The following is a 22,644-nucleotide window of genomic DNA, read 5'->3' as shown; positions in this document are numbered from 1 at the left end:
GACGGGACCGGCGCCGTCGCGCCGGTCGGTCGAGCGGCCTACTCCTCGAAGCGACCCGTGGCGTCGCGATCGCGGTCGTACCGTCTCGCCAGGGGAAACGGCGGCAGCCACGACTCGCGGCGGACGATCCAGCTTTCGTAGGTCGGCATCAGCCGGTCAGGGGCATCCAGGGAGCCCAGGTTCACCTCGATCTCGTCCGCGGTGCGCGAGAACACGGACGAGCCGCAGCGCGGGCAGAAAAACCGCCCGGCATAGTCGCGTGTCTCACCCTCGATCGCCACCGCGTCCTGAGGGAACACGGCGGACGCGTGGAAAAGGGCGCCGTGATGCTTGCGGCAGTCGAGACAGTGACAGACGCCCACCCGGTATGGCCGTCCCGACGCCACGAGTCGGACGTTGCCGCACAGGCAGCCGCCGGTGAAGCGGTCCATGCCGCGCCTCCTTTGCAGCCGAGAGGACGGAAGGTTTAAAGCGGGCGGCACCGTCATGGCAACGGTCCGCCGCAGGCGGCGGCGCGCCGTTCGTTCTCAGGGGGCGGACGCCGGCGCCCGGTCCCCGTCGGTCCGTGCCGCCCGGGGCGTGCTCCGGAATTGCTTCGAAATTCGAAATAATGTCGATCTAAAGAAAATGCCAAGTCGGACGATGGGCGGATCGCGGATCTTGTCGACGCTATAGTCTCAAATACTGTCATTTGACGCGCGGTTGCCCGATCCATACAGTTCTCTTCTGGAACAGGAGGGGCGCCGCATGGCCCGGACCACCACGATCCGATCGATGGGCGCCCATGCCGCGCCGCGCCGGTCCCGCATCGACCGGCTGCCCCGTGCGGCGCTGCCGGTGCTCGCCACCGTCTTCGGGCTGCTGGTGCTGATCGGGGCGGGCGGCGTGCTGCTGTTCGGAATCGGCCCGGCCCATGCGAGCCGCGCCGGGGTCGTGCTCAGCGACGCCCTGGGGCCGCTGGCGCCGCTGCCGGCGATGGAGTTCACCCTGGCCGACGACCGCCGCCTGCACACGGTCAACCTCAAGGTCACGCTGGAACTGCCGCCGGGCACCGACGCCGAGGCGCTGGCGGCGTCGGTGCCACGGATCGCCACGGCGGTCAGCAGCCGCCTCATCGAGGTGCAGCCGAGCGACCTGTCCGGCAGCGCCGGCACCACCTTCGTCAAGCAGCAGGTGAGCATCGCCGCCAACCGCGAGCTCAGGCCGCTGCGGGTGCGCTCGGTGATGCTGCAGCATTTCCTGGTGCGCTGAGGCGACGCCTCCCTCCTCTCGACAGGCCGGCGGGAATGGGGAACACTCCCGCCCGAGGGAGAAGGACGGGAAGGAGACTGTCGTGGCCGAATTCGATTTCGACCTGTTCACCATCGGCGCCGGTTCCGGCGGCGTCGCCGCCAGCCGGCGCGCCGCGTCGTTCGGGGCGCGGGTCGGCATCTGCGAGGGCAGCCGGGTCGGCGGCACCTGCGTGATCCGCGGCTGCGTCCCCAAGAAGCTGCTGGTCTACGCCAGCCAGTTCCGCGACGGCTTCGAGGACGCCTGCGGCTACGGCTGGGACGCCCATGTGCCGGCCTTCGACTGGCCGCGGCTGATCGCCAACAAGGACCGCGAGATCGACCGCCTCAACGGCATCTACATCGGCATGCTGGAGAAGGCCGGGGTGACGCTGGTCACCGGTCACGGCCGGCTGGTCGACCGGCACACGGTGGAGGTGGCCGGGCAGCGCTACACCGCCAAGCGGATCCTCGTCGCCACCGGCGGCTGGCCGTCCCTGCCGAAGATCCCCGGCATCGACCACGCCGTCACCTCGAACGAGGCGCTCCACCTCGGCCATCTGCCGCACTCCATCCTCATCATCGGCGGCGGCTACATCGCCGTGGAGTTCGCCAGCATCTTCCGCGGCCTCGGCGTCGAGGTCTCGCTGATGATCCGCGGCGAGGAGCTGCTGAACGGCTTCGACGACGACATCCGCGTGGCGCTGGCCCAGGAGCTGCGCAAGCGCGGCATCCAGATCCTGGCGCGCACCAAACCCGTCGAGGTCGCCGAGGGACCCGGCGGCTTCACCGTCACCGACCACCTCGGGCGCGAGCATTCCGCCGGCCTCATCATGGCGGCCACCGGGCGGCGCCCGAACACCCGCGACCTCGGCCTGGAAGAGGCCGGCGTCGCGCTGACCGAGGGCGGTGCCGTGAAGGTCGACGAGTGGTCGCGCACCAATGTCGACAACATCTACGCCATCGGCGACGTCACCGACCGGGTCAACCTCACCCCCGTCGCCATCGCCGAGGGCCGCGCGCTGGCCGAGACGCTCTACAACGACAACCCGACGGCGATCGACTATGCCAACATCCCGACCGGCGTCTTCTCCCTGCCGCCGCTCGGCACCGTCGGCCTGACCGAGGCCGAGGCGCGGGCCCGCTTCGCCAAGATCGACATCTATCGCACCGGCTTCCGGCCGATGAAGCACACCCTGTCGGGGCGCGACGAGCGGGTGCTGATGAAGCTGGTGGTGGACGGCGCGACGCAGCGGGTGCTGGGCTGCCACATGATGGGCATGGACGCCCCGGAAATGGCGCAGGGGTTGGCCATCGCCCTCAACTGCGGCGCCACCAAGCGGGACTTCGACCGCACCATGGCCCTGCACCCGTCGACGGCCGAGGAATGGGTGCTGATGCGCGAGAAGGTCGCCGATCCGGGTACCGCATGAGGATGGGGGCCGGCGCATCGGCGCGAAATGGTGGAGGGGACCGCGGCGCGACGATATTCTTGTAACGCTTCTAATCAGCGGCCTGTTGGGGGACGCGAGTGCACGCCGACGGTCCGGACGGGACGGGGCGCCGGCGTGCCTTGCCCCGGTCCATATCCTGGGAGGATCCCTCTGTCATGTTCATGCACAACAAGCGGCTGATGTACACGGTGCGGGTTTCGGAGCCGAATCCGAAGCTCGCCAGCCTGATGCTCGAGCAGTTCGGCGGCCCGCAGGGCGAACTCGCCGCGGCCATGCGCTACTTCACGCAGGGTCTGGCCGACGAGGATCCGGGCCGCAAGGACATGCTGATCGACATCGCCACCGAGGAGCTGAGCCATCTCGAGGTGATCGGCAGCATCGTCGCCATGCTGACCAAGGGTGTGAAGGGCAAGCTGGCCGAAGGCGCGGAAGAGACCACGGACATGCTGGCCAACATCACCCAGGGCAACGGCAGCCACACCTTGTCGCTGCTCTACGGCGGCGGCCCGAGCCTGGTCAATTCGGCCGGCCAGCTGTGGAACGCCGGCTACATCGATTCCATCGGTGATCCGACGGCGGACCTGCGCTCCAACCTCGCCGCCGAGGCGCGCGCCAAGATCATCTACGAGCGCCTGATGAACGTCACCGACGACGCCGGCGTCCGCGACGCCCTGGGCTTCCTGATGACCCGCGAGGTGGCCCACCAGAAGATGTTCGAGAAGGCGCTCTATTCGATCGAGAACAACTTCCCGCCGGGCAAGCTGCCGGGGGTGCCGGAGTACACCAACAAGTACTACAACATGAGCCAGGGCCCCGGCGACATGCGCGGCCCGTGGAACCAGGGCGACCAGTGGGAGTACGTCGACGCCCGCCCCGACCAGCAGGCGGTGGACGGTGGCGACGGAAACGCCTCGGTCCGTCTCGCGGCCTCGGAGATCGCCGCGGTGGACCAGTTGGCCGCACGCACCAAGTCGCGCCTCGACATGGATCCGACCACGGGCGCCGATCTCGGCGCCGGGCCGGGCGCCGGCAAGACCAAGCCGGTCACGCAGGGCTGATCGCGGGCCGTCAATCCGCGGAGCCGGCGACCGCCGGCTCCGCCCCCGGCGCCGGGTGCCCGTCCCGCCGCATGGCGCCGATCAGCCACAGCAGGATCAGCAATCCGGGGACGGCGCCGCCCATGGACAGCAGGAAGAAGGCGGGCCAGCTCATCTGGTCGGCCAGCCAGCCCGACGAGGCGCCGAACAGGTCGCCCCCCAGCTTGTAGAAGCTCGACAGGAGCGCGTACTGCGTCGCCGTGTAGGAGGCGTGGCACAGGCTCGAGAGATAGGCGACGAAGGCGGCTGTGGCGATGCCGCCGCACACGTTCTCCACCGCCACCGTGACCGCCAGCATGGCGAGGTCGTGGCCGGCCCAGGCGAGGGCGACGAAGCCCAGGTTGGAGACCATCTGCGCCAGGCCGCCCACCAGCAGCCCGCGCAGCACGCCGATCCGGCTCACCAGGATGCCGCCGGCCAGCCCGCCGACGATCGTCGCCCACAGCCCGAACAGCTTGGTGACGTTGGCGATCTCGGTCTTCTCGAAGCCGAGGTCGACGTAGAAGGGCGCGGCCATGATGCCGGCCAGCACGTCGCCCAGCTTGTAGCAGGCGATGAAGGCGAGGATCGCCAGCCACGCCCGCCGCGTCATGAACTGGGCGAATGGGGCGACGACGGCGCCGTACAGCCACGCCAGCGCCTCCGCCTTCCGGCCGTGCAGGTGCGGGCGGGCCTCCAGCCAGTCGGCGACGTGACGCTCGCGCGCCGCCGCGTCGGCCGAGACGGCGACCGCCGGCTCGCGGGTCAGCAGCACCGTGACCATCCCCACCGCCACCAGCGCCGCCATGGCGTAGTAGGCGACGTGCCAGCCGAAGAACGAGGCGAGGTAGAGCGCCCCCGCGCCCGACGCCAACATGCCGAAGCGGTAGCCCAGCACCAGCAGGGCGGCGCCGGCCGCCTGCTGTTCCTCGTCCAGCAGTTCGACGCGGTAGGCGTCGATGACGATGTCCTGGCTGGCCGAGCAGAAGGCCACCACCACCGCGCACAGCGCGGTCCACCACAGGTCGGCCAGCGGGTCGGTGGAGCCGAGCCCGACCAGGGCCGCCATCAGCGCCGCCTGCGTCACCAGCGCCCAGCCGCGCCGCCGGCCGAAGACGCGGGTCACCACCGGCAGGCGCAGCCGGTCGATCAGCGGCGCCCACACGAACTTCAGCGCGTAGGGCATGGTGACGAGGGCGAACAGGCCGATGGCGGTCTTGCTGATCCCGCCCTCGCGCAGCCACACCGACAAGGTGGCCCCGGTCAAGGCCAGCGGCAGCCCCTCGGAGAAGCCCAGGAACAGGATGGCGAGCACGCGGCGGTCGAGATAGACGGCGGCGGCTTGGCTCCACGACGACGCTTTCACCGGGCGGACCCTCTGTGGCGGCAGTGCTGCGCGTTTATAGGCACGCCACCGACCGCCGGCCAACCCGGAAGGTGCCGGGGCGCCGCGTGGCGCCGCGGACAAGTGCGGCACCCCGCCGCATGGCCCGCCGGCGGTCCGCCGCGGCGCCACGGCGGGCCGGATTTTTCATTGGCTTCCGTCCATGATGATTTGCTACATTAGCAATTGCCGATCATAACCATTGCCGGGCGGTCCGCCGGACGGGCCCTGCCGGCATCGAACAGACGGCGCACGCCGGCCCGCCCGTACCGGGCCGGGGAAGGACCATCCGGGAGACCGCCGCCATGAGACTGCCGAGCCTTCGCCTGCTCCTGACCGCCGCAACGCTCGCCGGCACCGCCGCCGCGGCGGACGCCGCCGCGGCACCCGACGCCGAGACGCTGGCCGGCACCTGTGCCGGTTGCCACGGCCCCGACGGCGCCAGCCTCGGGCCGGCCACCCCGACCATCGCCGCCCTGTCCACCGACTACTTCGTCCTGTCCATGAAGGACTACCAGTCCGGCAAGCGGCCATCGACGGTCATGGGCCGCATCGCCAAGGCCTACACCGACGAGCAGATCCAGGCCATGGCGGCCCATTTCCAGGCCAAGCCCTTCGTCCGCGCCGACCAGCCCGTCGACCCGGCCAAGGCGCAGGAGGGCAGGGGCCTGGCCAAGAAGTTCTGCGAATCCTGTCATGAGGACGAGGGGCGTCTGGGCGACGGCGTCGGCGTGCTGGCCGGCCAGAAGCTGCCCTACATGGAGTTCGCCATGGAGGACTTCCTCAACGGCGCGCGGGCGATGGAGAAGCGCCAGGCCCGGAAGTACGAGGAGCTGAAGGCCGAGCACGGCGACCGCGGCTTCGACGTCATCCTGCACTACTACGCCAGCGTGAAGTGAGCGGGGAGGAACGCGCCATGACCAAGATCGACCGTCGTTCCTTCGTCGCGCTCGCCGGCACCGCCGCGGCGGCCGGCATCGTCGGCGCCCCGCGGATCGCCCGCGCCGCCGGTCCGAAGGTGGTGGTGGTCGGCGGCGGGCCGGCCGGCGCCACCGCGGCCCGCTACCTGCGCCGCTTCGCGCCCGCCGTCGAGGTGACCCTGATCGAGGCGAACCGGGACTACCACACCTGCTTCATGAGCAACGAGGTCCTTGCCGGCGAGCGCGCCATGGATGCCATCCGGGTCGGCTACGACGGGCTCCGCAAGGCCGGGGTGAGCGTCGTCCACGACCTCGTCACCGGCATCGACGGGACGGCGAGGACGGTGACCACCGCGGGCGGGCAGAGCTTCGCCTACGACCGCTGCATCGTCGCCCCCGGCATCGACTTCGTCTACGACAGCGTCGAGGGCTACAGCGCCGAGGCGGCGGAGCAGGCGCCGCACGCCTGGAAGGCGGGGCCGCAGACGGCGTTGCTGCGCCGGCAGCTGGAGGCCATGCCGGACGGCGGGACCTTCGTCCTGGTGGCGCCGCCCAACCCGTTCCGCTGCCCCCCCGGCCCCTACGAGCGGGCCAGCCTGGTCGCCCACTACTTCAAGCATCACAAGCCGCGCTCGAAGGTCGTCGTCCTCGACCACAAGGACGCCTTTTCCAAGCAGAAGCTGTTCGAGCAGGCCTGGACCAGGCTCTACGGCTACGGCTCGGACAACAGCCTGATCGAATGGGTGCCGGCCGCCAAGGGCGGCAAGGTCGGCCGGGTCGACGTCGCCTCCCTGACGGTCGACACCGACTTCGACGCCGTCAAGGCGGCGGTGCTCAACCTCATTCCGGCGCAGAAGGCGGGCCGGATCGCCTTCGACGCCGGCCTGACCGAGGGCGACTGGACTCCCGTCGACAAGAAGACCTTCGAATCGAAGAAGGTCGCCGGCATCCACGTGCTCGGCGACGCCAGCGACGCCGCGACCATGCCGAAGTCGGGCTATGCCGCCAACTCCCAGGGCAAGGTGACGGCGGCGGCGGTGGCGGCCCTCCTGCGCGGCGAGGAGGCGCCGGAGCCGTCCTACCTCAACACCTGCTACTCCATCGCCGGCAAGGACCACGGCTTCTCGGTGGCGGGCGTCTACACCTACGACGCGGCGAAGAACGCCATCGCCGAGGTGGCGGGGTCGGGCGGCCTGTCGCCCCTCGACGCCGCCGACGCCGACCGCCGGCGCGAGGTCGCCTACGCCCACAGCTGGTACCGCAACATCGTCGCCGACAGCTGGGGTTGAGGGTTGGCCGGCACCGGGGGGAGAGGTCCGTCGTGTTTGCTCGTCTTGGCAAATGGTTCGCGCGCCCCGGGACGGCCTGGGGCGGAATGCTCCTGGTCGCCGCCGGCGGCGCCCTCGTGGCGCTGTTCGTCGGCGGCTTCCACGCCTTCGCCGAGCACACCAACCGGCTGGAGTTCTGCATCGCGTGCCACGAGATGGAAAGCGGGCCGTACGCCGAGTACACCCGGACCATCCACTTCAACAACCGCACCGGCGTGCGCGCGATGTGCGCCGACTGCCACGTGCCGAAGGAGTTCGGCGCCAAGCTGGTGGCCAAGGTGATCGCCGCCAAGGACGTCTACCATTCGCTGATGGGGACCATCGACACCAAGGAGAAGTTCGAGGCGCGGCGCCTGGTGATGGCGCAGCGCGTCTGGGCGCAGATGGAGGCCACCGGGTCCGCGTCCTGCCGGTCCTGCCACGCCTTCCAGGCGATGGACCTGGAGGAGCAGGGCCGGCGGGCCCGCGCCAAGCATCCCGCGGCGATGCAGGAGGGCAAGCACTGCATCAGCTGCCACAAGGGAATCGTCCACGAGCTGCCGCAGGGCTACGAGGGCGACTGATGGGCCACCCCGCGCATCGCCCGGCCGGCGTCGCCGGGACCGCATTCGCCGCCCTCGGCGTCCGGGCCGGTCTCGTCCTCGCCGTGGCGCTGGCGGCCGCGGCGGCCGTGCCGGCGGCGGCCGGCGACGGCGACCTCGCCGCGGTCGCCCGCGGCGGCCGCCTCTACGACGACTGGACGCGGGAACGGGGCGGCGGGCCGGCCGGCGGGCCGGGGCGTTGCGTCGCCTGCCACGGCTGGGACTACCGCGGCCGCGACGGCGAACGGGGACGGGCCGGGGATGCGGCGGCGGCCAAGGGCCTGGGCGCCATGGCCGGGGCCGACGCGGCGGCGGTCATGGCGGTGCTGGCCGACGCCCGGCACGGCTACGCCGAGGTCATGGACCACGCCGACTTCAGCGACCTGGCCCTCTTCGTCAGCCGCGGGCAGGTGGCGATGGAGCGGACGGTCGACCCCGGGACCGGGCGGGCCGCCGGCGATCCCGCCCGCGGCGACGTCTATTTCCAGACCATCTGCGCCAACTGCCACGGCCCCGCCGGCGAGGCGATCGACCGGGCGCCGCCGCTCGGCGAGCTGGCCCGGGCCAATCCCTGGCGGGCCATGCACACCCTGCTCAACGGCCATCCCGGCGGAGAGATGCCGGCGCTGCGCGCCCTCGACCCCGGCGTGGTCGGCGACACGCTGGCCCGCCTGCAGACCTTGCCGGCGCGCGAGCCGCTGGCCGCGGTGGTGCGCGGCGGGCGGCTCTACGACACCTGGTACAAGGAGACCGGCCGCGAGCCGCCGGCCACCGTCCATCCCGCTTATCCGGCGGCGCTGTCCGCCGGCGTGCAGCCCCGCACCACCTGGCGCTGCAAGGAGTGTCACGGCTGGGATTACCGCGGCCGCGACGGCGTCTACGGCGAGGACGCGCACCGCACCGGCATCAAGGGCATCCAGGGCATGGCCGGCGGCGACCCGGCGGCGGTCGTCGCCGTGCTGGGCGATGCCACCCACGCCTACGGCGACCTGCTGAGCGAGCGCGACCGCCGCGACCTCGCCACCTTCGTGACCCGCGGCCAGGTGGACATGGACGCCTTCGTCGACCGCGCGACGGCGACGGCGCGCGCCGACGGTGCCGCCTACGCCGGCCACTACGAGACGATCTGCGCCCCCTGCCACGGCATGCAGGGGCGCGACATCCGCACCATGCCGCCGCTCGGCCGGGTTGCCGCCGGCGATCCCTGGCGGGCCCTGCACGGCATCCTCAACGGCCATCCCGGCGAGGTGATGCCGCCCCTGCGCGCCCTGCCTCGCGACGCGGTGGCGGGCATCCTCGCGTACATCCAGACATTGCCGGCCCGCTACTGACCGGCGCGCTGCCGACCGGCCGGTCGACAGCGCGCCGGCGGCTCAGGGCGCAGGACGGCCGCGGTCGCCGGGCATCGGCTTGAACGCCGGCCGGGATCGAAATATGATGCGGTGCAAGAGACGGCACCGCCCGTCGATGCCGGACGAACCGCCGCATGCTGGTCCTCATCGCCCTGCTCGCCGGCCTCGGTTTCATCTTCATCGGAACCCAGTTCCTCACCGCCAACATGAAGCAGGTGGCGGGGCCGCGCTTCCACGCCCTGGTCGCCCGTGCCACCGGCCACCCGCTGCGGGCCGCCGCCGTGGGCGTGGCGGCGGGCGCGGTGATCCAGAGCACCAACGCCGTCACCTTCATCGTCGTCGGCCTGGTCAGCGCCGGCACGGCGACGGTGCAGGCCGCCATGCCGATCGTCACCTGGTGCTACGCGGGCACCACGCTGCGCCTGCTGCTGGCCTCGGTGGATCTCAGCGCCGTGTCCCTGCTGATGATCGGCGGGGTCGGCGTCGCCTTCCTCCTGGGCTACGACCGCGACGCCCGGCACCGCCACCTCGTCGCCGCGGCGATGGGCCTGGCGATGCTCCTCTACGGCGTGGACCTGACGGTGCAGGCGGCGGTGCCGCTGCGCGAGTCCGAGACGGTGCGCGGCGTCCTGCGGGCCGCCGACCAGTTCTACCTCTGGGGGCTGGTCGCCGGCACGGCGCTGGCGACGGTGGTGCAGGGCCAGACGGTGTCGGTGATCGCCATCGCCCTGGCCCAGGGCGGCCTGCTCGGGCTCGACCAGACGATCCTCATCGTCGTCGGCGCCAATCTCGGCTCCGGCATCATGAGCGCCCTGCAGGGCGCCGGGCTGGCCGGCACCAGCCGGCAGCTCTCGCTCTACCAGCTCCTGCTGAAGGCGATCGGCACCGCCGTGCTGCTGCCGCTGCTGATGCTCGAGCACTGGGGCGGCGTGCCGGGGCTCACCGCCCTGGCGGCGGCGGTCAGCGACGACGCCGGCATCCGCGTGACCCTGGTGCACTGGATCTTCCAGATCGTCGCCGCCGTGGTGGCGTCGGCGGCCGACCGGCCCTTGCTGCGGCTGGTCGAGCGGCTGAGTCCGCCGACCGAGGACGAGGCGCTGGCGGCGCCCGAGTTCATCGACCGCCGCGCCGCCGGGGATCCCCTGGCGGCGCTCGCCATGGTCGAGCGCGAGCAGCTCCGCCTGCTGCGGCGGCTGCCCGACTTCCTCGCCGCCGTCCGCGGCGAGGCGGGCGCCGCCGCCGGGCCGTCGGCGGCGACCCTGCGCGGCGCCGGCAACGAGCTGGTCCGCACCATCGACGCCTTCCTCAAGGCCGTCCTGCAGTCGCCGCTGCCGCCGGCGGAGCTGGAACGGCTGATGCGGCGATGGAACTGCAACGAGCTGCTGAGCGGCCTGCACGACGCGCTGGCGGAGCTGTCGGCGACGCTGGCCAAGGCCGGCACGGACCCGGCCGTGGCCGGCGTCGCCGGCAACCTCGCCGAGGCGATGCACGCGCTGCTGCTGACGCTTGCCGACGAGGCCGCGGCGCCGGGCGAGCACGGCGTCATGGAGCGGCTGACCACCGACCGTTCGGCGATGATGCGCGCCGTCCGCGACGATCTCGCCCGCCGCAGCCCGGACCTGGCGCCGGCGGAGCGGCAGACGGTCTGGCGGGCCACCGACCTCTTCGAACGGATCAACTGGATGCTGCGCCGCTACGCCCTCAACCTCGGCGCCGTCGCCCCTCCCGCTCCTCCCTCGCCGCCCTCGGAGACGCCGGCGCCGGAGCCGGCTCCGGCGCCGGCCGGCGTCGCCTGAAAGGGCTGCCGCCGACTCGAAGGAGGTGGAAAAATTCCGGGTCCCGACGTATAGGGTTGATCCCTTGGGCCGGCCCTGGCCCAATGGAGGATGTCAGTCAAGGAAAGAGCGAGCGTCATGGCCGAGCGTTGGACCCCCGAGAGCTGGAAGACGAAGACGGCGAAGCAGCTGCCGGTCTATCCGGACGCGGCCAAGGTCGAGTCCGTGGTGCAGCGCCTGTCGTCCTATCCGCCGCTCGTCTTCGCCGGCGAGGCGCGCCGGCTCAAGCAGCATCTGGCCGACGCCGCGGCCGGCAACGCCTTCCTGCTGCAGGGCGGCGACTGCGCCGAGAGCTTCGCCGAGTTCCATCCCAACAACATCCGCGACACCTTCCGCGTGCTGTTGCAGATGGCGGTCGTGCTGACCTTCGGCGCCGCCATCCCGGTGATCAAGGTCGGCCGCATGGCCGGGCAGTTCGCCAAGCCGCGTTCGGCCGACTACGAGACGGTGGACGGCATCGAGCTGCCGAGCTACCGCGGCGACATCGTCAACGGCTTCGAGCCGACGCCGGACATGCGCATCCCCGATCCCGAGCGGATGATGCAGGCCTACACCCAGGCGGCGGCGACGCTGAACCTGCTGCGCGCCTTCTCCCAGGGCGGCTACGCCGACCTGCACAAGGTGCACCAGTGGACGCTCGGCTTCGTCGAGCGCTCGCCGGCCGGCGAGCGCATGCGCGACCTGGCGCAGCGCCTCGACGAGGCCCTGGCCTTCATGGCCGCCTGCGGCATCACCGCCGAGACGACGCCGCAGATCCGCGAGACCGACTTCTTCACCAGCCACGAGGCGCTGCTGCTGCCGTGGGAGCAGGCGCTGACCCGCATCGACAGCACGTCGGGCGAATGGTACGACGTCTCCGCCCACATGCTGTGGATCGGCGACCGCACCCGCCAGCTCGACGGCGCGCACGTCGAGTTCCTGCGCGGCGTGCGCAACCCGATCGGCCTGAAGTGCGGGCCGACCTCCGACCCCGACGAGCTGATCCGCCTGATCGACATCCTCAACCCGGCCAACGAGCCGGGCCGCCTCACCCTGATCGTGCGCATGGGCGCCGACAAGGTGGCGGAGAAGTTCCCGCCGCTGCTGCGCCGCGTGCAGCAGGAGGGGCGGGTGGTGGTGTGGTCGTGCGATCCCATGCACGGCAACACGATCAAGTCGTCGAACGGCTACAAGACGCGCCCCTTCGAGCGGGTGCTGGGCGAGGCGCGCGCCTTCTTCGCCGTCCACCAGGCCGAGGGCACCCACGCCGGCGGCGTGCATTTCGAGCTGACCGGCCAGGACGTCACGGAGTGCACCGGCGGCGCCCAGGCGATCACCGACCACAAGCTGGCGCTGCGCTACCACACCGCCTGCGACCCGCGGCTCAACGCCAGCCAGTCCCTGGAGCTGGCGTTCCTGCTGGCCGAGGAGCTGAAGCGCGCCCGCGACCAGCGCGACGCCGAGCGCCGCGCCGCCGCGCGCGCCGCCGAGTAGACCCCACGGCCGCAGGGCGGGGATGGCCCGTCCTGCGGCCGGTCCGGCGGGGACCGGGCCGGGCGGAAATGCCGCAGTGCGGCACGACCGGGAGGTGTGGCGGCGGCCGTCAAACCCCTTCCCTCCGGCCCGCCGGCCGTATAATGCTGGAATCTCGTCACATCGGCGAAGGCAGGGCGGCGCCCGGGAAAGGGACATGGACGGCAACAGCGTGAAGGCATCCCCCCATCCGGCGGCCGGCACGGTCGGCGCGTGGACGGACACCTACTTCAAGCGGACCAAGGAAGCGGTCGCCAAGTTCGGCGACAAGCGGGTGGTCTACGCCATCTTCATGCGCCGCCCGGTGATCTGCGCGCCCAGGCTCGCCGTCGACTGGCTGAACACGGTGGCGGCGGAGCGCGGCTTCGACGTCGAGGTCGAACTCAACTACGCCGAGGGCAAGTGGGTCGGCGCGGGCGAGCCGATGATGTACATCACCGGCTCCCTCTACCATCTGGTCGATCTCGAGACGATCTTCCTGATGAAGCTGGGGCCGGCCTGCGTGGCCGCCTACAACGCCTTCACCATGTGCGCCGACCTGCCCAAGGTCGCCTTCCTCGCCATGGACGCCCGCCATTGCGCCGGCACCGAGATGGCCGAGATCATGGCCTACGCCGCCTCCGTCGGGTCGGAGCGGGCGCGGCGCAAGGTGGGCGCGCTCGGCTTCACCGGCAACGCCACCGACGCCACCGCCCACTTCTTCGGCCAGCGGCGCGGCATGGGCACCATGCCGCACGCCCTGATCGGCTACGCCGGCTCCACCGTGCGCGCCGCCGAGATGTTCCACGAGACCTTTCCCGACCTGCCGCTGACCGTTCTCGTCGACTATTTCGGCCGCGAGGTCACCGACAGCCTGGAGGTGTGCCGCCGCTTTCCCGAGCTGGCCGCCGCCGGCAAGCTCGCCATCCGGCTCGACACGCCGGGCGGCCGCTTCGTCGAGGGACTCGATCCGCCGGCCTCCTACGCCGTCCTCGAGCGCCACGCGCCGCACGCCATCCGCGGCTACCGCGACGAGACGCAACTCCGCTACCTCATCGGCACCGGCGTCTCGGCCGCCGCCGCCCACCACATGCGCGAGAAGCTGGACCAGGCCGGCTTCCCCTCGGTGAAGATCGTCGCGTCGAGCGGCTTCGGGCCGGCCAAGTGCCGCCTGATGGCCGAGGCCAACGCGCCCATCGACGTCGTCGGCACCGGCAGCTTCCTGCCGGAGCACTGGAACGAGACCTACGCCACCGCCGACATCATCGAGTACGACGGCGAGCCGCGGGTCAAGGTGGGCCGCGAGTTCCTGTTCCGGCGCCGCTAGACTCCCTCCTCGTCGCTGTCGACGCGGCGCCCGCCACTCCCTATGATGCCGGCTCGCGGACGGGAAGCAGGAGGGCGTCGTGGGGCAAAGGGACAACGGTGGCGGGGGCCGCGGCGTGGCTCCGCGCGAGCCCTTCACCGGCACGCCGGCCGACCGGCTGATCCGGCTGTGGCGCGGCGACGACGAGCGGTTCGACCAGTTGCTCGACGAGATCCTCGACGCCGGCCGCCAGGCGGTGGTCGACGCCGCCGCCGCCAAGCTGCGCGAGGACGAGCGGCTCGCCTTCCTCGACGACGTCGAGACCCTGGCGGAGATCGTCGACCGGGTCGACGAGAACGGGCGCCGCGTCACCAGCAGCCTCTACTGGTTCGTCGCCGAGGTGGACGGCGACCTCGCGGTGCCGCCGCCGGCCGAGGCCATCGCCGACGCGGTGGACGACGCGGAGCTGTTCGAAGGCGAGGAGCGTCTGCGCGTGGTCCCCGTCTGGCTGTCGCCGGAGGAGCTGTCCTACATGGAGGCGGTCGACCGCCGCGCCCTGCTGAAGCGGGTCGTCGCCGCCTTCGACGGGGTCGGCCGGTTCGCCGCCGAGCAGGAGCTGCTGGCCGACGGCAGCGACGAGGGCGGCATGCTCGCCGTGGTGGGGCTGCTCGACGAGCCCCACGACGACGCCTTCGCCCGCTCCGACGAGGACTGGGAGGAGGAGCTGTCGCCCGAGGGGCAGGAGCGCATCCTCACCGCCGTCGCGGAAATCTCGTCGGCGGTCGCCGCCGCCGATTCGCGCATCCGCCGCTGCCGGCCCGTGGGCGGTCTGACCGACCTGCTCGAGTTCGTCGCCGAGGGGGCATGGGACGACGACGCCATGCTGGACGAGCTCGGCCAGTTCCTGGAGGTCGCCGCCGACGAGACGTCCGACGGGTTGCTCGATGCCAGGGTGCGCTACGTCGAGGACGGGCTGGAGGTGCTGCTGACCGACGGCGGCGGGCGGATGCTCGACCAGGCCAGCTTCGACATGTCGGACGAGCAGCTGCCCCAGGCCATCGACCTGCTCAAGCGCCGCTGCCGCACGGTGGAACCGGCCGAGCCGGAGGAGCCGGCGTAGCCGGACCGTTCCCGCGGCGGGCGGGTCGGCGTTCCGAATCGGCTTGGGACGGAGCGGAGACGCTCGCCGGCACCGGCTGCCGTGCGTGCCGGAGGTGCCTTCCGACGCTCCGGGCTGTGGAGCCGATGGGAAAATCGTGCGTCAAGGCGACGGCTCTCCGGTGTCACAGGACCGGCAGGGCGATGTCGTCACGTTCGGCTGTTGGTGAAACGTTTGCGCGACGCCGGTGTGAAGTCACCGCACCACGCCCTCACGATGCTCTCATGTGAGGCGGCCTCCCGTTCGCCGTGCACGGCCCCCCTCCCGCCGCACGCCGGCGCGGCCATTTTCATCGGGGCTCCTCCTTTTCGCGGCTTCTATTGCTGCTATACTGCCCTTCGTCAGCGATGATGTTTTTGATTTCGTCTGGATGTGTGAAGGCTATGGTCGAAATTGTCGAGAACTTGAAGGTCGGCGCGGAGAAAATACTTCCGATTTTCATGCACATCCCGAAAACGGGAGGGACTACGGTCAGCAGTGTGATCAAGAAAAATTACTCTGTAAAAAATTGCCTTGATCATGATTCATTCAATGGACATTTTCTTCCGCCCGCTGATTTCCCGGAAGAGAGGGGCGTGGAGCTCAAGATTGTCTTGGGGCATTATTTTTTTGGAATTCATGAGTGTTTTCCGCAGAGGCGCCCAGTGTATTTTACATTGCTTCGTGACCCCATCGAGCGAGTCTTGTCCCACTATTCGTTCGTTCGGAATTATCCGGGCTACGAATCCGTTGCGCATGGAAAGAGCTTTTCGGAATACCTCGAACTTGCTCAAGAGGCGGCCAATGGCCAGACGCTGCAGGTGGCTGGCCTGAACGCCGGGCGTGATCTGGAAGTGGCCAAGGAGAATTTGCGTTCATTTGGAGCGGTGGGTGTTACGGACATGTTCGACGACTTTCTCGCTGTCCTGCAAAGGGAATTTTCTTGGAAAAATGTGGAATATTGCGTTGAGAACATTACGAAAGATCGCCTTCGTCGTGAGGACGTGTCTGCTGCAGATTTGCGGAAGGTGAAGAAAATGAATGAGCTCGACCAAGAGCTATACGAATATGCGAAAGGTCTGCAGAAGGACCGTAGCCGCCTTCTGTGAGAGCCGTTCCAATTTGCTTTTGTCGAGTCCTTTCCCGAGCGGAAAGGATGCCGCGGGATGAAGCGCGCTGCCTAAGCTTTCCCGACGTCGCGGTCGTGGTCAGAACGCTCGGCGCCCTTGTCGACGTGTGGCGCGGCTGCGATCAGGATCCGGAGGCGGCCGGCCGGGTCCCGGCGTTTCTCCGCTCCCGAGCGCCTGTCGGATCCGGGCGCCGCCGCGCGGTCTCCGCGTCCGCCCCGTGGCCTCCCGCAGCACCCGCTCCCAGTCCCGTGCGCGCGCCTCGGGCGAATAGTAGCGATTGACGTGATCGACCTGGTCGCGCAGCAGGCGTTCGATCCGCGGTGGCGATTCGGACGCGCGGCGCAGCAGCCCGACGGCGATGCGCAGGAAGTCACGGGCGTCGACTCCCGCGTCGCCGACCGGCACCAGCTGTGAAAAGCGGCCGACGGTCTCGGGAAGCGCTCCCGCCTGGGTCGAGATGATCAGGCATCCCGCGGCCATCGCCTCCAGCGCCGCAATGCAGCACGTCTCCTTGAACACCGTTGGATAGAACAGCGCCACCGTGCCCTTGAGGGCGTGCGCCAGGGCGTCCTTGCCCTGCTCGTCCTCCACCGAAACGCCGTCCGTCGCGCGCAGCTCGTCGAACACCTGCCCGTAGGAAGCGAGCATGTCGTCGGAGAACAGCCCGGGCGCCAGATAGAAGCCGCCGAACACCTTGAGGGTCGCGCCGGGGATGTTGCGGCGGAGAGCCCTGAACAGGGTCGGCACGTTCCTCAGGCCGCGGAGCGGATTGCTCGTGTAGGCCAACGATCCCGGCGTCTTGTGCGCCAGGATCGGACAGCCGTCGGGAAACATGCCGAGGAACTGCGGCGCCACGCAGTTCGGCACGACGTGCAGGAAATCGGACGCGATGCCCAGCCGCGCCGCCATTCCCCCGGCCTGCCAGTGGCTGACGCAGACGACGGCGTCGGCCCGTGCGATCCCCGGCCTGGTCACCGTCTCGGTGATGGACGAGTCCGGCGCGTTGTGAAGCCAGAAGACGCGGGCGTGTTCGGGTGCGAACAGGCGATCGACGAGGTCGCCCGTCCGCGTTCCGTCGACGACCACGACCGCGTCCACCGCCGTCCTCGGCCCTTGCAGCGCGTCGCGGATGTTGAGGAAGCGCACGCCGTGCTCGACGAAGGACGGCGCGTCGACGACGCAGGTGACGTCATGCCGGGACGCCAGCTCGCGCGCGACGTAGTAGAGCGTCGACTCGGTTCCCCCCGCTCTGCCCGTGCCGCCTTTCGGAAAGCTCATCCTCGGCCGGTCGTGGACGAACGCGATGCGCATTCAGCGGTCCCTGGGAAGCGTCGGCCCGCGGCGGACCATGTCCGGAGCGTCTGCGGCCGGGGACCTTATAGCCGACGGGCCGGCCGCTGTCATCGCCACGGCCGCCGCGCCGGAGCCTCAGAACGATCGCCCGGGGTGGTCGCCGATCGCGCTGAGGTGGGTCACCAGCCCGCCGTCCGGGCGCCACAGGTGCAGGGCGACGGCGGGCGGCTCGGCGGTCCAGCGGAACGCCGCTCCCGGGCGCAGGTCGAGGGCGAACTGGTGCGCGGTCGACGGCGCGCAGAAGGCGACGGTGCCGGCCCAGGCGGCGGTGATGGGCCGGTGCACGTGGCCGCAGACGACGCCAACCACTTGGCCGGGCCGCTGCCGCACCAGGGCCGCCAGCCCGTCGGCGCCCGCGCAGCCCATCGTGTCGACCGGCAGCCCGGTGGCGAAGGGCTGGTGGTGCATGGCGATCAAGGTCGGCCGCTCCGGCGCTTCCGCCAACCGCTCGGCGATCCAGGCGAGGCGGCGCGCGCACAGCTCCCCCTCCGGCCGCCCCGGCCTCTGGGTGTCGAGCATGAGGACGCGCAGCGGTCCGGCCTCCACGGCGTGGTGCAGGAACTCCCCCTCGGCGGGCAGGCCGCAGCGTTCGCCGAACCAGCGCCGCAGCTCGCCGCGGTCGTCGTGGTTGCCGGGCAGGACGCGCAAGGGCAGGGCGAGGGGGGCCAGCAGCTCGGCCAGCATCTCGTATTCCCCGGGCCGTGGCGTGTTGGCGAGATCGCCGGTGACCAGCACCAGGTCCGGCCGCGGGGCGAGCGCGTTCAGGTGCGCCACCGCGGCCGCCAGGTGCGCGTTGGTGTCCACCGCGCCGAGCGCCATCGTGCCGCGCGGCGTGACGTGGAGGTCGGTGATCTGGGCGATCAGCATGAGGCGGCCTTCTCGACGGGGGGGACGACGTCCAGGAGCGTGAAGGCGCCGTCCGCGGCCCGGCCGGCGCGCGCATCGAGCGGCCAGACGATGGCGCGTTCGCGGGCGACCGCCAGCGTCCGTTCGGCGGCCGTGCCGCTCAGGCGCTCGTACGCCCGCAGCGCACGGTCCGCCCCGGTCAGGCCGCTCTGCAGGACATGGAGCGGATAGCTCAGCATCCACTGCTCGTCGACGGCGAGGCCCCGGCCCGCGACCTCGACGACCTGACGGCACAGCCGCTCGACGCCGAGATCGCCGGTCCGCCCGTCCAGCCCGTCGCGGACGGCCGCCGCCCGCAGCGCCGGCACGGCTCCCCAGGGCAGGCGGCCGGCCAGGCGGGCCGCCTCGCCCAGGTTGCGCAGCAGGCCGGTCTGGAGGGCGCTGGGCGCGACGACCACGGAACGGGCGATGCGGTCGTCGGCGAGGGCGGCCAGCTCGCGGTCGGGGAAATTGGCGCCGCCGGCCCGGCCTTCGATGTAGCAGTCGTCCAGCTTGGCCTCGAACAGGTCTTCGAGGGGGGCGGGGCCGTGCCAGGCCTCCTGGAACTCGTCGACGCCGAACGGTCCGTCGCGGTAGCGGAACCGGATGCGGGCGTCGAGGAAGCTGCTGAACTGCAGGAACTCCAGGTGGTGCATCGCCGGGACCACCGCGGCCGCGGCACCGCTGACGATGTGGCGGCCGCGCCAGCGCGGCGCCGCCAGGAACCGCAGCAGGTCCGGCTCGTCCACGATGTGGTAGAGGTCGCCCAGCGTCTTGTAGGCGTGCTGGCGGGTCAGCGGCACGCACTGCATCACCGTGCCGGGGCCGAACATCCAGCGGAGATGGTCCCGCAGGTCGCGGAACGGCGCCGGCGGCAGGCGGTGCAGGGCGCGGTCGCCGGGATAGGCCGCCTTGCCGAACATGCGCGGCCAGAGGGTGAGGCGGTTCTCCTTGTGCGGAGCGATCCGGCCACCCTCGAAAGGGCTGTTCGCGAAGAGAGCGATGAAGGCCGGGGAGAGCGCCAGCAGCGTGTTCAAGGCGGTCACGGCGTCCGCGCCGGAGACGCTGGTGGACGGGCTGTTCTGCGCCTTGGCGTCGATTCCGGCGGCATGGTCCCAGCCGCGGGTTCCCGCCCAGTAGTCGTAGATCGGCTTCGGCGCGCGGACCCGCAGATAGTGGGCGTGGTCCTCGGCGGCGCAGGGGTGCTCGGCCAGGTTCAGGACGGTGGCGTTCTCGCCGTCGAGGGCGGCGCACACCGCGTCCAGCTCGCGCCGCACCCGCCGGTCCAGCTCCAGCAGGTTGTCCGGCGCGGCGGGGACCGGCCCGATGGCGCTTTCCAGAATGTTGAAGCCGTTGTCGATCGAGCTGACGACGCCTGGGGTGCGCACGGCGATGTCGCGTCCGCCGGCGGCCTCCAGCGTGGCCTGGCCGTCGTCCGCCCGCTTGAGGGCGTGGAGCGCGCGGAAGTACGGCCCGACGGCGTGCGACCGCCCCGTCGCCGTGTCGGCGACCGCCATCTCCATTTCCAGGCCGATCATGGGCATGGCGGGAGGGGCTGTCATGGCGCGCCCGGCTCGGCCCCGGGCAGTGCGCCGGCCGGCGGGGTCTCGGTCGTGGGCCGGGAGCGGAACGACCGTTCGCTGGCGACGATCAGGAAGAGCGCGGTGGCCCCCAGATAGAGCACGCCCGTCACGGCCAGACCGACTTCCATGCCGACCGCCGTGAACAGCGCGCCGACGATCAGCGGGCCGAGCATCTGGCCGAGCTTGTCGGCGGCGCGCTGGACGCCCATCGCCTTGCCCGTGCCGAACGCCTGGACGCTCTGCAGGCGCAGCGCGAAGGCGGACTGGGCGCCGCCGGCCAGGCAGGAGGCGAGGCCGAGCAGGAAGACGGCGAGGATCATGGCGCTCATCCCGTGGTCGACGTAGAGCCAGGCCAGACCGGCGCCGCCCACCAAGCCGCCGGCGGCGATGAAGGGCTTCTTGCGCCGCGTCCGGTCGACGGCGCGGGCCACCAGGGGGGCGATGTAGATGACGGAGAGGCCGTAGATCATCAGGATGCGGCCGATGTTCGACTGGTTCACCTGCAACTCGGCCAGGTAGATCGGCAGGGCGTAATAGAGCAGGCCGACCTGGGCGATCGAGAAGGGGATGACGCTGAGCAGCATGACCGCCAGGAAGTTGCGGTCGCGCAGCACCGCCAGCAGGCCGCGGCGGGCGTTGCCGCCCATCGCCTCGGCCGCTCCGGCGACGGAGAGGGTGCCGGGCTCGGGCGGCAGCATGAGCGGCCGCATGAAGGCGAAGGCGAACACCAGCGGCACCAGCATCGCTCCGGCCGACACCAGGAAGACGAAGGAGAAGCCGACCTGCTCGGCGAGCATGGCGCCGATCGCCGTGCCGCAGATGTGGCCGGCGAAGATGCCGGCCACCAGGTTGGAGATGCCGCGCGCGCGGGTGTGGAGCGTGCTGTGCTGGAAGACGAAGCCCTGGATTCCCATCCAGGCCAGGCCGTAGCCCAGCCCGACGACGCCGCGGCACAGCACGAAGGCCAGCGCCGAGGTGACGGTCCCGGCCAGCAGGGCGCCGGCGATGCTGACGACGACGCCGGCCAGGAAGGGCACGTGCCAGCCGCGCCGGTCGGTCAGCGCGCCGGCCAGGAGGGCGGCGAACAGCGCGCACAGCATCTCCAGCGAGATCGGCAGCGCCATGGCGATGCTCGCCGGCAGGCCGGCGATCGGCTCGTAGAGCTGGCGCATCTGCAGCGGCACGAAGGACAGCGGCAGTGCCCAGGCGAGCAGGAAGGAGAAGACGGCCGGCCGCGCCAGCAGGTGGCGAGTCGTCGGATCGTCGGCGCCGTGGCCCCCCATGGTCCGGCGCACCAGCACCGTCAGCAGGATCGACAGCTCGAACACGGCGAGCGCCGACAGCAGCGCCAGCGTTCCGGCGTCGAGCATGCGCTGGCGCACCCCTTCGCCGATCCGTTCCGGCGACAGGTGGATTTCGATGAAGCCGGCCAGCGGCCGGCTGCCGTCCGGCATGGCCCGCCGCAGCGGCAGCACCACTTGGTAGTCGGCGTCGGCGTTGGCATCGCTGGCGGTGGCGGCGATCGGGTCGGCGACCCGCCCGGACTGGTCGATCCGGTGGAGCAGGGAGCGGTCCGCGTCGCGGATCTCGATGTCGGCGATCTCCGGCACGCTGCGGACGATGCGGTGGAAATGGTCCTCGATGCGCACCAGGCTGGTGATCTTGATGCCCTTGCCGAGGATGCTTTCGATGTCCCGCCGGACGAGGTCGGTGAGGCGCTCGGCGTTGCTGCGGGTCACCGAGACGTACTCGTCGCGGAAGGTCTGCACGGTCTCGAACGAGTAGTACGCCTGCGCCGCCACGATCGCGACGATCGGCACGGCGTAGAGCCGCGCCCCGAGCGTCCGGCTGCGGTCGCGTCCGCCACCGAGCAGCGCGAAGTGCCCCAGCATGATCGCCATGGCCGCCCCGGTGCTCAGGCCGAGAAGGCGCAGATTGTCGAGCAGGGCGCCCCGCACGCGCTCGCGCACGAGCTCGTCGGGAAAGGACAGGGCCAGCATGCCGGCGAGCTCGCCCGTCTTGCCGCGCACCGCGAAGATGGCGAGATGGTCGTCGCCCTCCTCCTCCATCACGAAGGTCTCGCCCTTGGCGAAGGCCTGCCGGGCGACGCCCAGGGCGCGCCCGATCGGCCGCGCCTCGCCGGCCGCCCGGTAGGTCGCCTGTCCGTCCGGCAGGGCGAGGACCACGTCGTCCAGCTCCGGCAGGGCGCGCCGGACGTCGTCCGCCACCTTCTGCATGCCGTAGAACGCCTCGATCGGCTTGCCGAACCGGACAGCCCCCTCGATCTTCAGCGCGGCGTTGCTGCCGGCGACCTTGATGCCGGCGACCAGCGACTGGAAATAGATCTTGTTGAGCGACGCCAGGGACAGGCCGCCGTTCAGCGCCTGGGCGACGATCAGGATCAGAATGCTGCCGAGCAGGACCTTCCACAGTCCTCCTCTCCCGCGCCGTGCCATCGTCGAACCCACCTTGCCAGAGCCTTTTCCCGTCGAGCGTCCCCCGGCCGCCGCCCCGGGGGCTGCCGGAGACCGTTCCTCGCACGGAATTTGTCGCAGCGGAC

The 22,644-nt window shown here is 71.1% G+C and carries 18 protein-coding genes; 12 read left to right on the top strand and 6 right to left on the bottom strand.

Annotated elements, in window-relative coordinates; genetic code table 11:
- Positions 1–38: 38 nt before the first annotated feature.
- Entirely contained in the window at positions 39–431 is a 393-nt protein-coding gene (locus ACSBPG_RS12200; RefSeq protein ID WP_435537432.1) for a GFA family protein, read from the bottom strand.
- Between the two features lie 316 nt (positions 432–747).
- On the opposite strand from ACSBPG_RS12200, the gene ACSBPG_RS12195 reads away from it, so the two are divergent.
- The 3 genes from ACSBPG_RS12195 (at position 748) to ACSBPG_RS12185 (ending at position 3,780) form a co-directional block, all read left to right on the top strand.
- Positions 748–1,251 (top strand): hypothetical protein, encoded by a 504-nt coding sequence (locus ACSBPG_RS12195; protein ID WP_435537431.1) that lies wholly within the window; start codon positions 748–750, stop codon positions 1,249–1,251.
- An 82-nt stretch (positions 1,252–1,333) separates the two neighbouring features.
- Positions 1,334–2,701, top strand: a complete 1,368-nt coding sequence (gene gor, locus ACSBPG_RS12190) for a glutathione-disulfide reductase (protein WP_435537430.1) — start codon at positions 1,334–1,336, stop codon at positions 2,699–2,701.
- Between the two features lie 176 nt (positions 2,702–2,877).
- A complete protein-coding gene (locus tag ACSBPG_RS12185) occupies positions 2,878–3,780 on the top strand; it encodes a manganese catalase family protein (protein ID WP_435537429.1) in 903 nt (300 codons plus the stop codon).
- A gap of 10 nt (positions 3,781–3,790) precedes the next feature.
- On the opposite strand, the gene ACSBPG_RS12180 is transcribed toward ACSBPG_RS12185, so the two are convergent.
- Complete coding sequence (locus tag ACSBPG_RS12180; RefSeq protein WP_435537428.1) at positions 3,791–5,164, bottom strand: AmpG family muropeptide MFS transporter; 1,374 nt, start codon at positions 5,162–5,164, stop codon at positions 3,791–3,793.
- 323 nt (positions 5,165–5,487) lie between these two features.
- Here ACSBPG_RS12180 and ACSBPG_RS12175 point away from each other — a divergent pair, with 323 nt between their 5' ends.
- The 9 genes from ACSBPG_RS12175 (at position 5,488) to ACSBPG_RS12135 (ending at position 16,242) form a co-directional block, all read left to right on the top strand.
- Entirely contained in the window at positions 5,488–6,081 is a 594-nt protein-coding gene (locus ACSBPG_RS12175) for a c-type cytochrome (protein ID WP_435537427.1), read from the top strand.
- Positions 6,082–6,098: 17 nt separating this feature from the next.
- Positions 6,099–7,391 (top strand): FCSD flavin-binding domain-containing protein, encoded by a 1,293-nt coding sequence (locus ACSBPG_RS12170; protein WP_435537426.1) that lies wholly within the window; start codon positions 6,099–6,101, stop codon positions 7,389–7,391.
- A gap of 32 nt (positions 7,392–7,423) precedes the next feature.
- Positions 7,424–7,993, top strand: coding sequence for a NapC/NirT family cytochrome c (locus ACSBPG_RS12165; RefSeq protein WP_435537425.1), 570 nt, complete (start codon positions 7,424–7,426; stop codon positions 7,991–7,993).
- Positions 7,993–9,342, top strand: coding sequence for a c-type cytochrome (locus ACSBPG_RS12160; protein WP_435537424.1), 1,350 nt, complete (start codon positions 7,993–7,995; stop codon positions 9,340–9,342). Before ACSBPG_RS12165 ends, ACSBPG_RS12160 begins: the two co-directional genes overlap by 1 nt.
- A 155-nt stretch (positions 9,343–9,497) precedes the next feature.
- Entirely contained in the window at positions 9,498–11,159 is a 1,662-nt protein-coding gene (locus tag ACSBPG_RS12155; protein WP_435537423.1) for a Na/Pi symporter, read from the top strand.
- A 117-nt stretch (positions 11,160–11,276) separates the two neighbouring features.
- Complete coding sequence (locus ACSBPG_RS12150) at positions 11,277–12,671, top strand: class II 3-deoxy-7-phosphoheptulonate synthase (RefSeq protein ID WP_435537422.1); 1,395 nt, start codon at positions 11,277–11,279, stop codon at positions 12,669–12,671.
- A 196-nt stretch (positions 12,672–12,867) separates the two neighbouring features.
- Positions 12,868–14,016, top strand: coding sequence for a nicotinate phosphoribosyltransferase (locus ACSBPG_RS12145; RefSeq protein WP_435537421.1), 1,149 nt, complete (start codon positions 12,868–12,870; stop codon positions 14,014–14,016).
- A 115-nt stretch (positions 14,017–14,131) separates the two neighbouring features.
- Positions 14,132–15,115 (top strand): hypothetical protein, encoded by a 984-nt coding sequence (locus ACSBPG_RS12140; protein ID WP_435537420.1) that lies wholly within the window; start codon positions 14,132–14,134, stop codon positions 15,113–15,115.
- 422 nt (positions 15,116–15,537) lie between these two features.
- On the top strand, positions 15,538–16,242 hold the full coding sequence (locus ACSBPG_RS12135) for a sulfotransferase family 2 domain-containing protein (RefSeq protein ID WP_435537419.1): 705 nt from the start codon (positions 15,538–15,540) through the stop codon (positions 16,240–16,242).
- Positions 16,243–16,341: 99 nt separating this feature from the next.
- Here ACSBPG_RS12135 and ACSBPG_RS12130 read toward each other — a convergent pair whose 3' ends face one another.
- The 4 genes from ACSBPG_RS12130 to ACSBPG_RS12115 all read right to left on the bottom strand — a co-directional run bounded on the left by ACSBPG_RS12130 (position 16,342) and on the right by ACSBPG_RS12115 (position 22,540).
- Positions 16,342–17,574, bottom strand: a complete 1,233-nt coding sequence (locus tag ACSBPG_RS12130; protein ID WP_435537418.1) for a glycosyltransferase family 4 protein — start codon at positions 17,572–17,574, stop codon at positions 16,342–16,344.
- Positions 17,575–17,691: 117 nt separating this feature from the next.
- Positions 17,692–18,483: a phosphodiesterase gene (locus ACSBPG_RS12125; RefSeq protein ID WP_435537417.1), complete on the bottom strand. Its 792-nt coding sequence runs from the start codon at positions 18,481–18,483 to the stop codon at positions 17,692–17,694.
- Entirely contained in the window at positions 18,477–20,063 is a 1,587-nt protein-coding gene (locus ACSBPG_RS12120) for a glutamate-cysteine ligase family protein (protein WP_435537416.1), read from the bottom strand. Before ACSBPG_RS12120 ends, ACSBPG_RS12125 begins: the two co-directional genes overlap by 7 nt.
- On the bottom strand, positions 20,060–22,540 hold the full coding sequence (locus tag ACSBPG_RS12115; RefSeq protein ID WP_435537415.1) for an MFS transporter: 2,481 nt from the start codon (positions 22,538–22,540) through the stop codon (positions 20,060–20,062). Before ACSBPG_RS12115 ends, ACSBPG_RS12120 begins: the two co-directional genes overlap by 4 nt.
- Positions 22,541–22,644: the final 104 nt, after the last annotated feature.

The sequence above is a fragment of the Azospirillum sp. ST 5-10 genome, from assembly GCF_051225715.1.
GTDB lineage: Bacteria > Pseudomonadota > Alphaproteobacteria > Azospirillales > Azospirillaceae > Azospirillum.
This window is presented reverse-complemented; position numbering and strand designations above follow the sequence as displayed.

Excerpts from the sequence above, each read along its gene's own strand:
- ACSBPG_RS12200 (WP_435537432.1), bottom strand. The coding sequence starts at position 431 with ATGGACCGCTTCACCGGCGGCTGCCTGTGCGGCAACGTCCGACTCGTG.
- ACSBPG_RS12195 (WP_435537431.1), top strand. The coding sequence starts at position 748 with ATGGCCCGGACCACCACGATCCGATCGATGGGCGCCCATGCCGCGCCG.
- ACSBPG_RS12185 (WP_435537429.1), top strand. The coding sequence starts at position 2,878 with ATGTTCATGCACAACAAGCGGCTGATGTACACGGTGCGGGTTTCGGAG.
- ACSBPG_RS12175 (WP_435537427.1), top strand. The coding sequence starts at position 5,488 with ATGAGACTGCCGAGCCTTCGCCTGCTCCTGACCGCCGCAACGCTCGCC.
- ACSBPG_RS12170 (WP_435537426.1), top strand. The coding sequence starts at position 6,099 with ATGACCAAGATCGACCGTCGTTCCTTCGTCGCGCTCGCCGGCACCGCC.
- ACSBPG_RS12160 (WP_435537424.1), top strand. The coding sequence starts at position 7,993 with ATGGGCCACCCCGCGCATCGCCCGGCCGGCGTCGCCGGGACCGCATTC.
- ACSBPG_RS12155 (WP_435537423.1), top strand. The coding sequence starts at position 9,498 with ATGCTGGTCCTCATCGCCCTGCTCGCCGGCCTCGGTTTCATCTTCATC.
- ACSBPG_RS12150 (WP_435537422.1), top strand. The coding sequence starts at position 11,277 with ATGGCCGAGCGTTGGACCCCCGAGAGCTGGAAGACGAAGACGGCGAAG.
- ACSBPG_RS12145 (WP_435537421.1), top strand. The coding sequence starts at position 12,868 with ATGGACGGCAACAGCGTGAAGGCATCCCCCCATCCGGCGGCCGGCACG.
- ACSBPG_RS12135 (WP_435537419.1), top strand. The coding sequence starts at position 15,538 with ATGGTCGAAATTGTCGAGAACTTGAAGGTCGGCGCGGAGAAAATACTT.
- ACSBPG_RS12130 (WP_435537418.1), bottom strand. The coding sequence starts at position 17,574 with ATGCGCATCGCGTTCGTCCACGACCGGCCGAGGATGAGCTTTCCGAAA.
- ACSBPG_RS12125 (WP_435537417.1), bottom strand. The coding sequence starts at position 18,483 with ATGCTGATCGCCCAGATCACCGACCTCCACGTCACGCCGCGCGGCACG.
- ACSBPG_RS12120 (WP_435537416.1), bottom strand. The coding sequence starts at position 20,063 with ATGACAGCCCCTCCCGCCATGCCCATGATCGGCCTGGAAATGGAGATG.
- ACSBPG_RS12115 (WP_435537415.1), bottom strand. The coding sequence starts at position 22,540 with ATGGCACGGCGCGGGAGAGGAGGACTGTGGAAGGTCCTGCTCGGCAGC.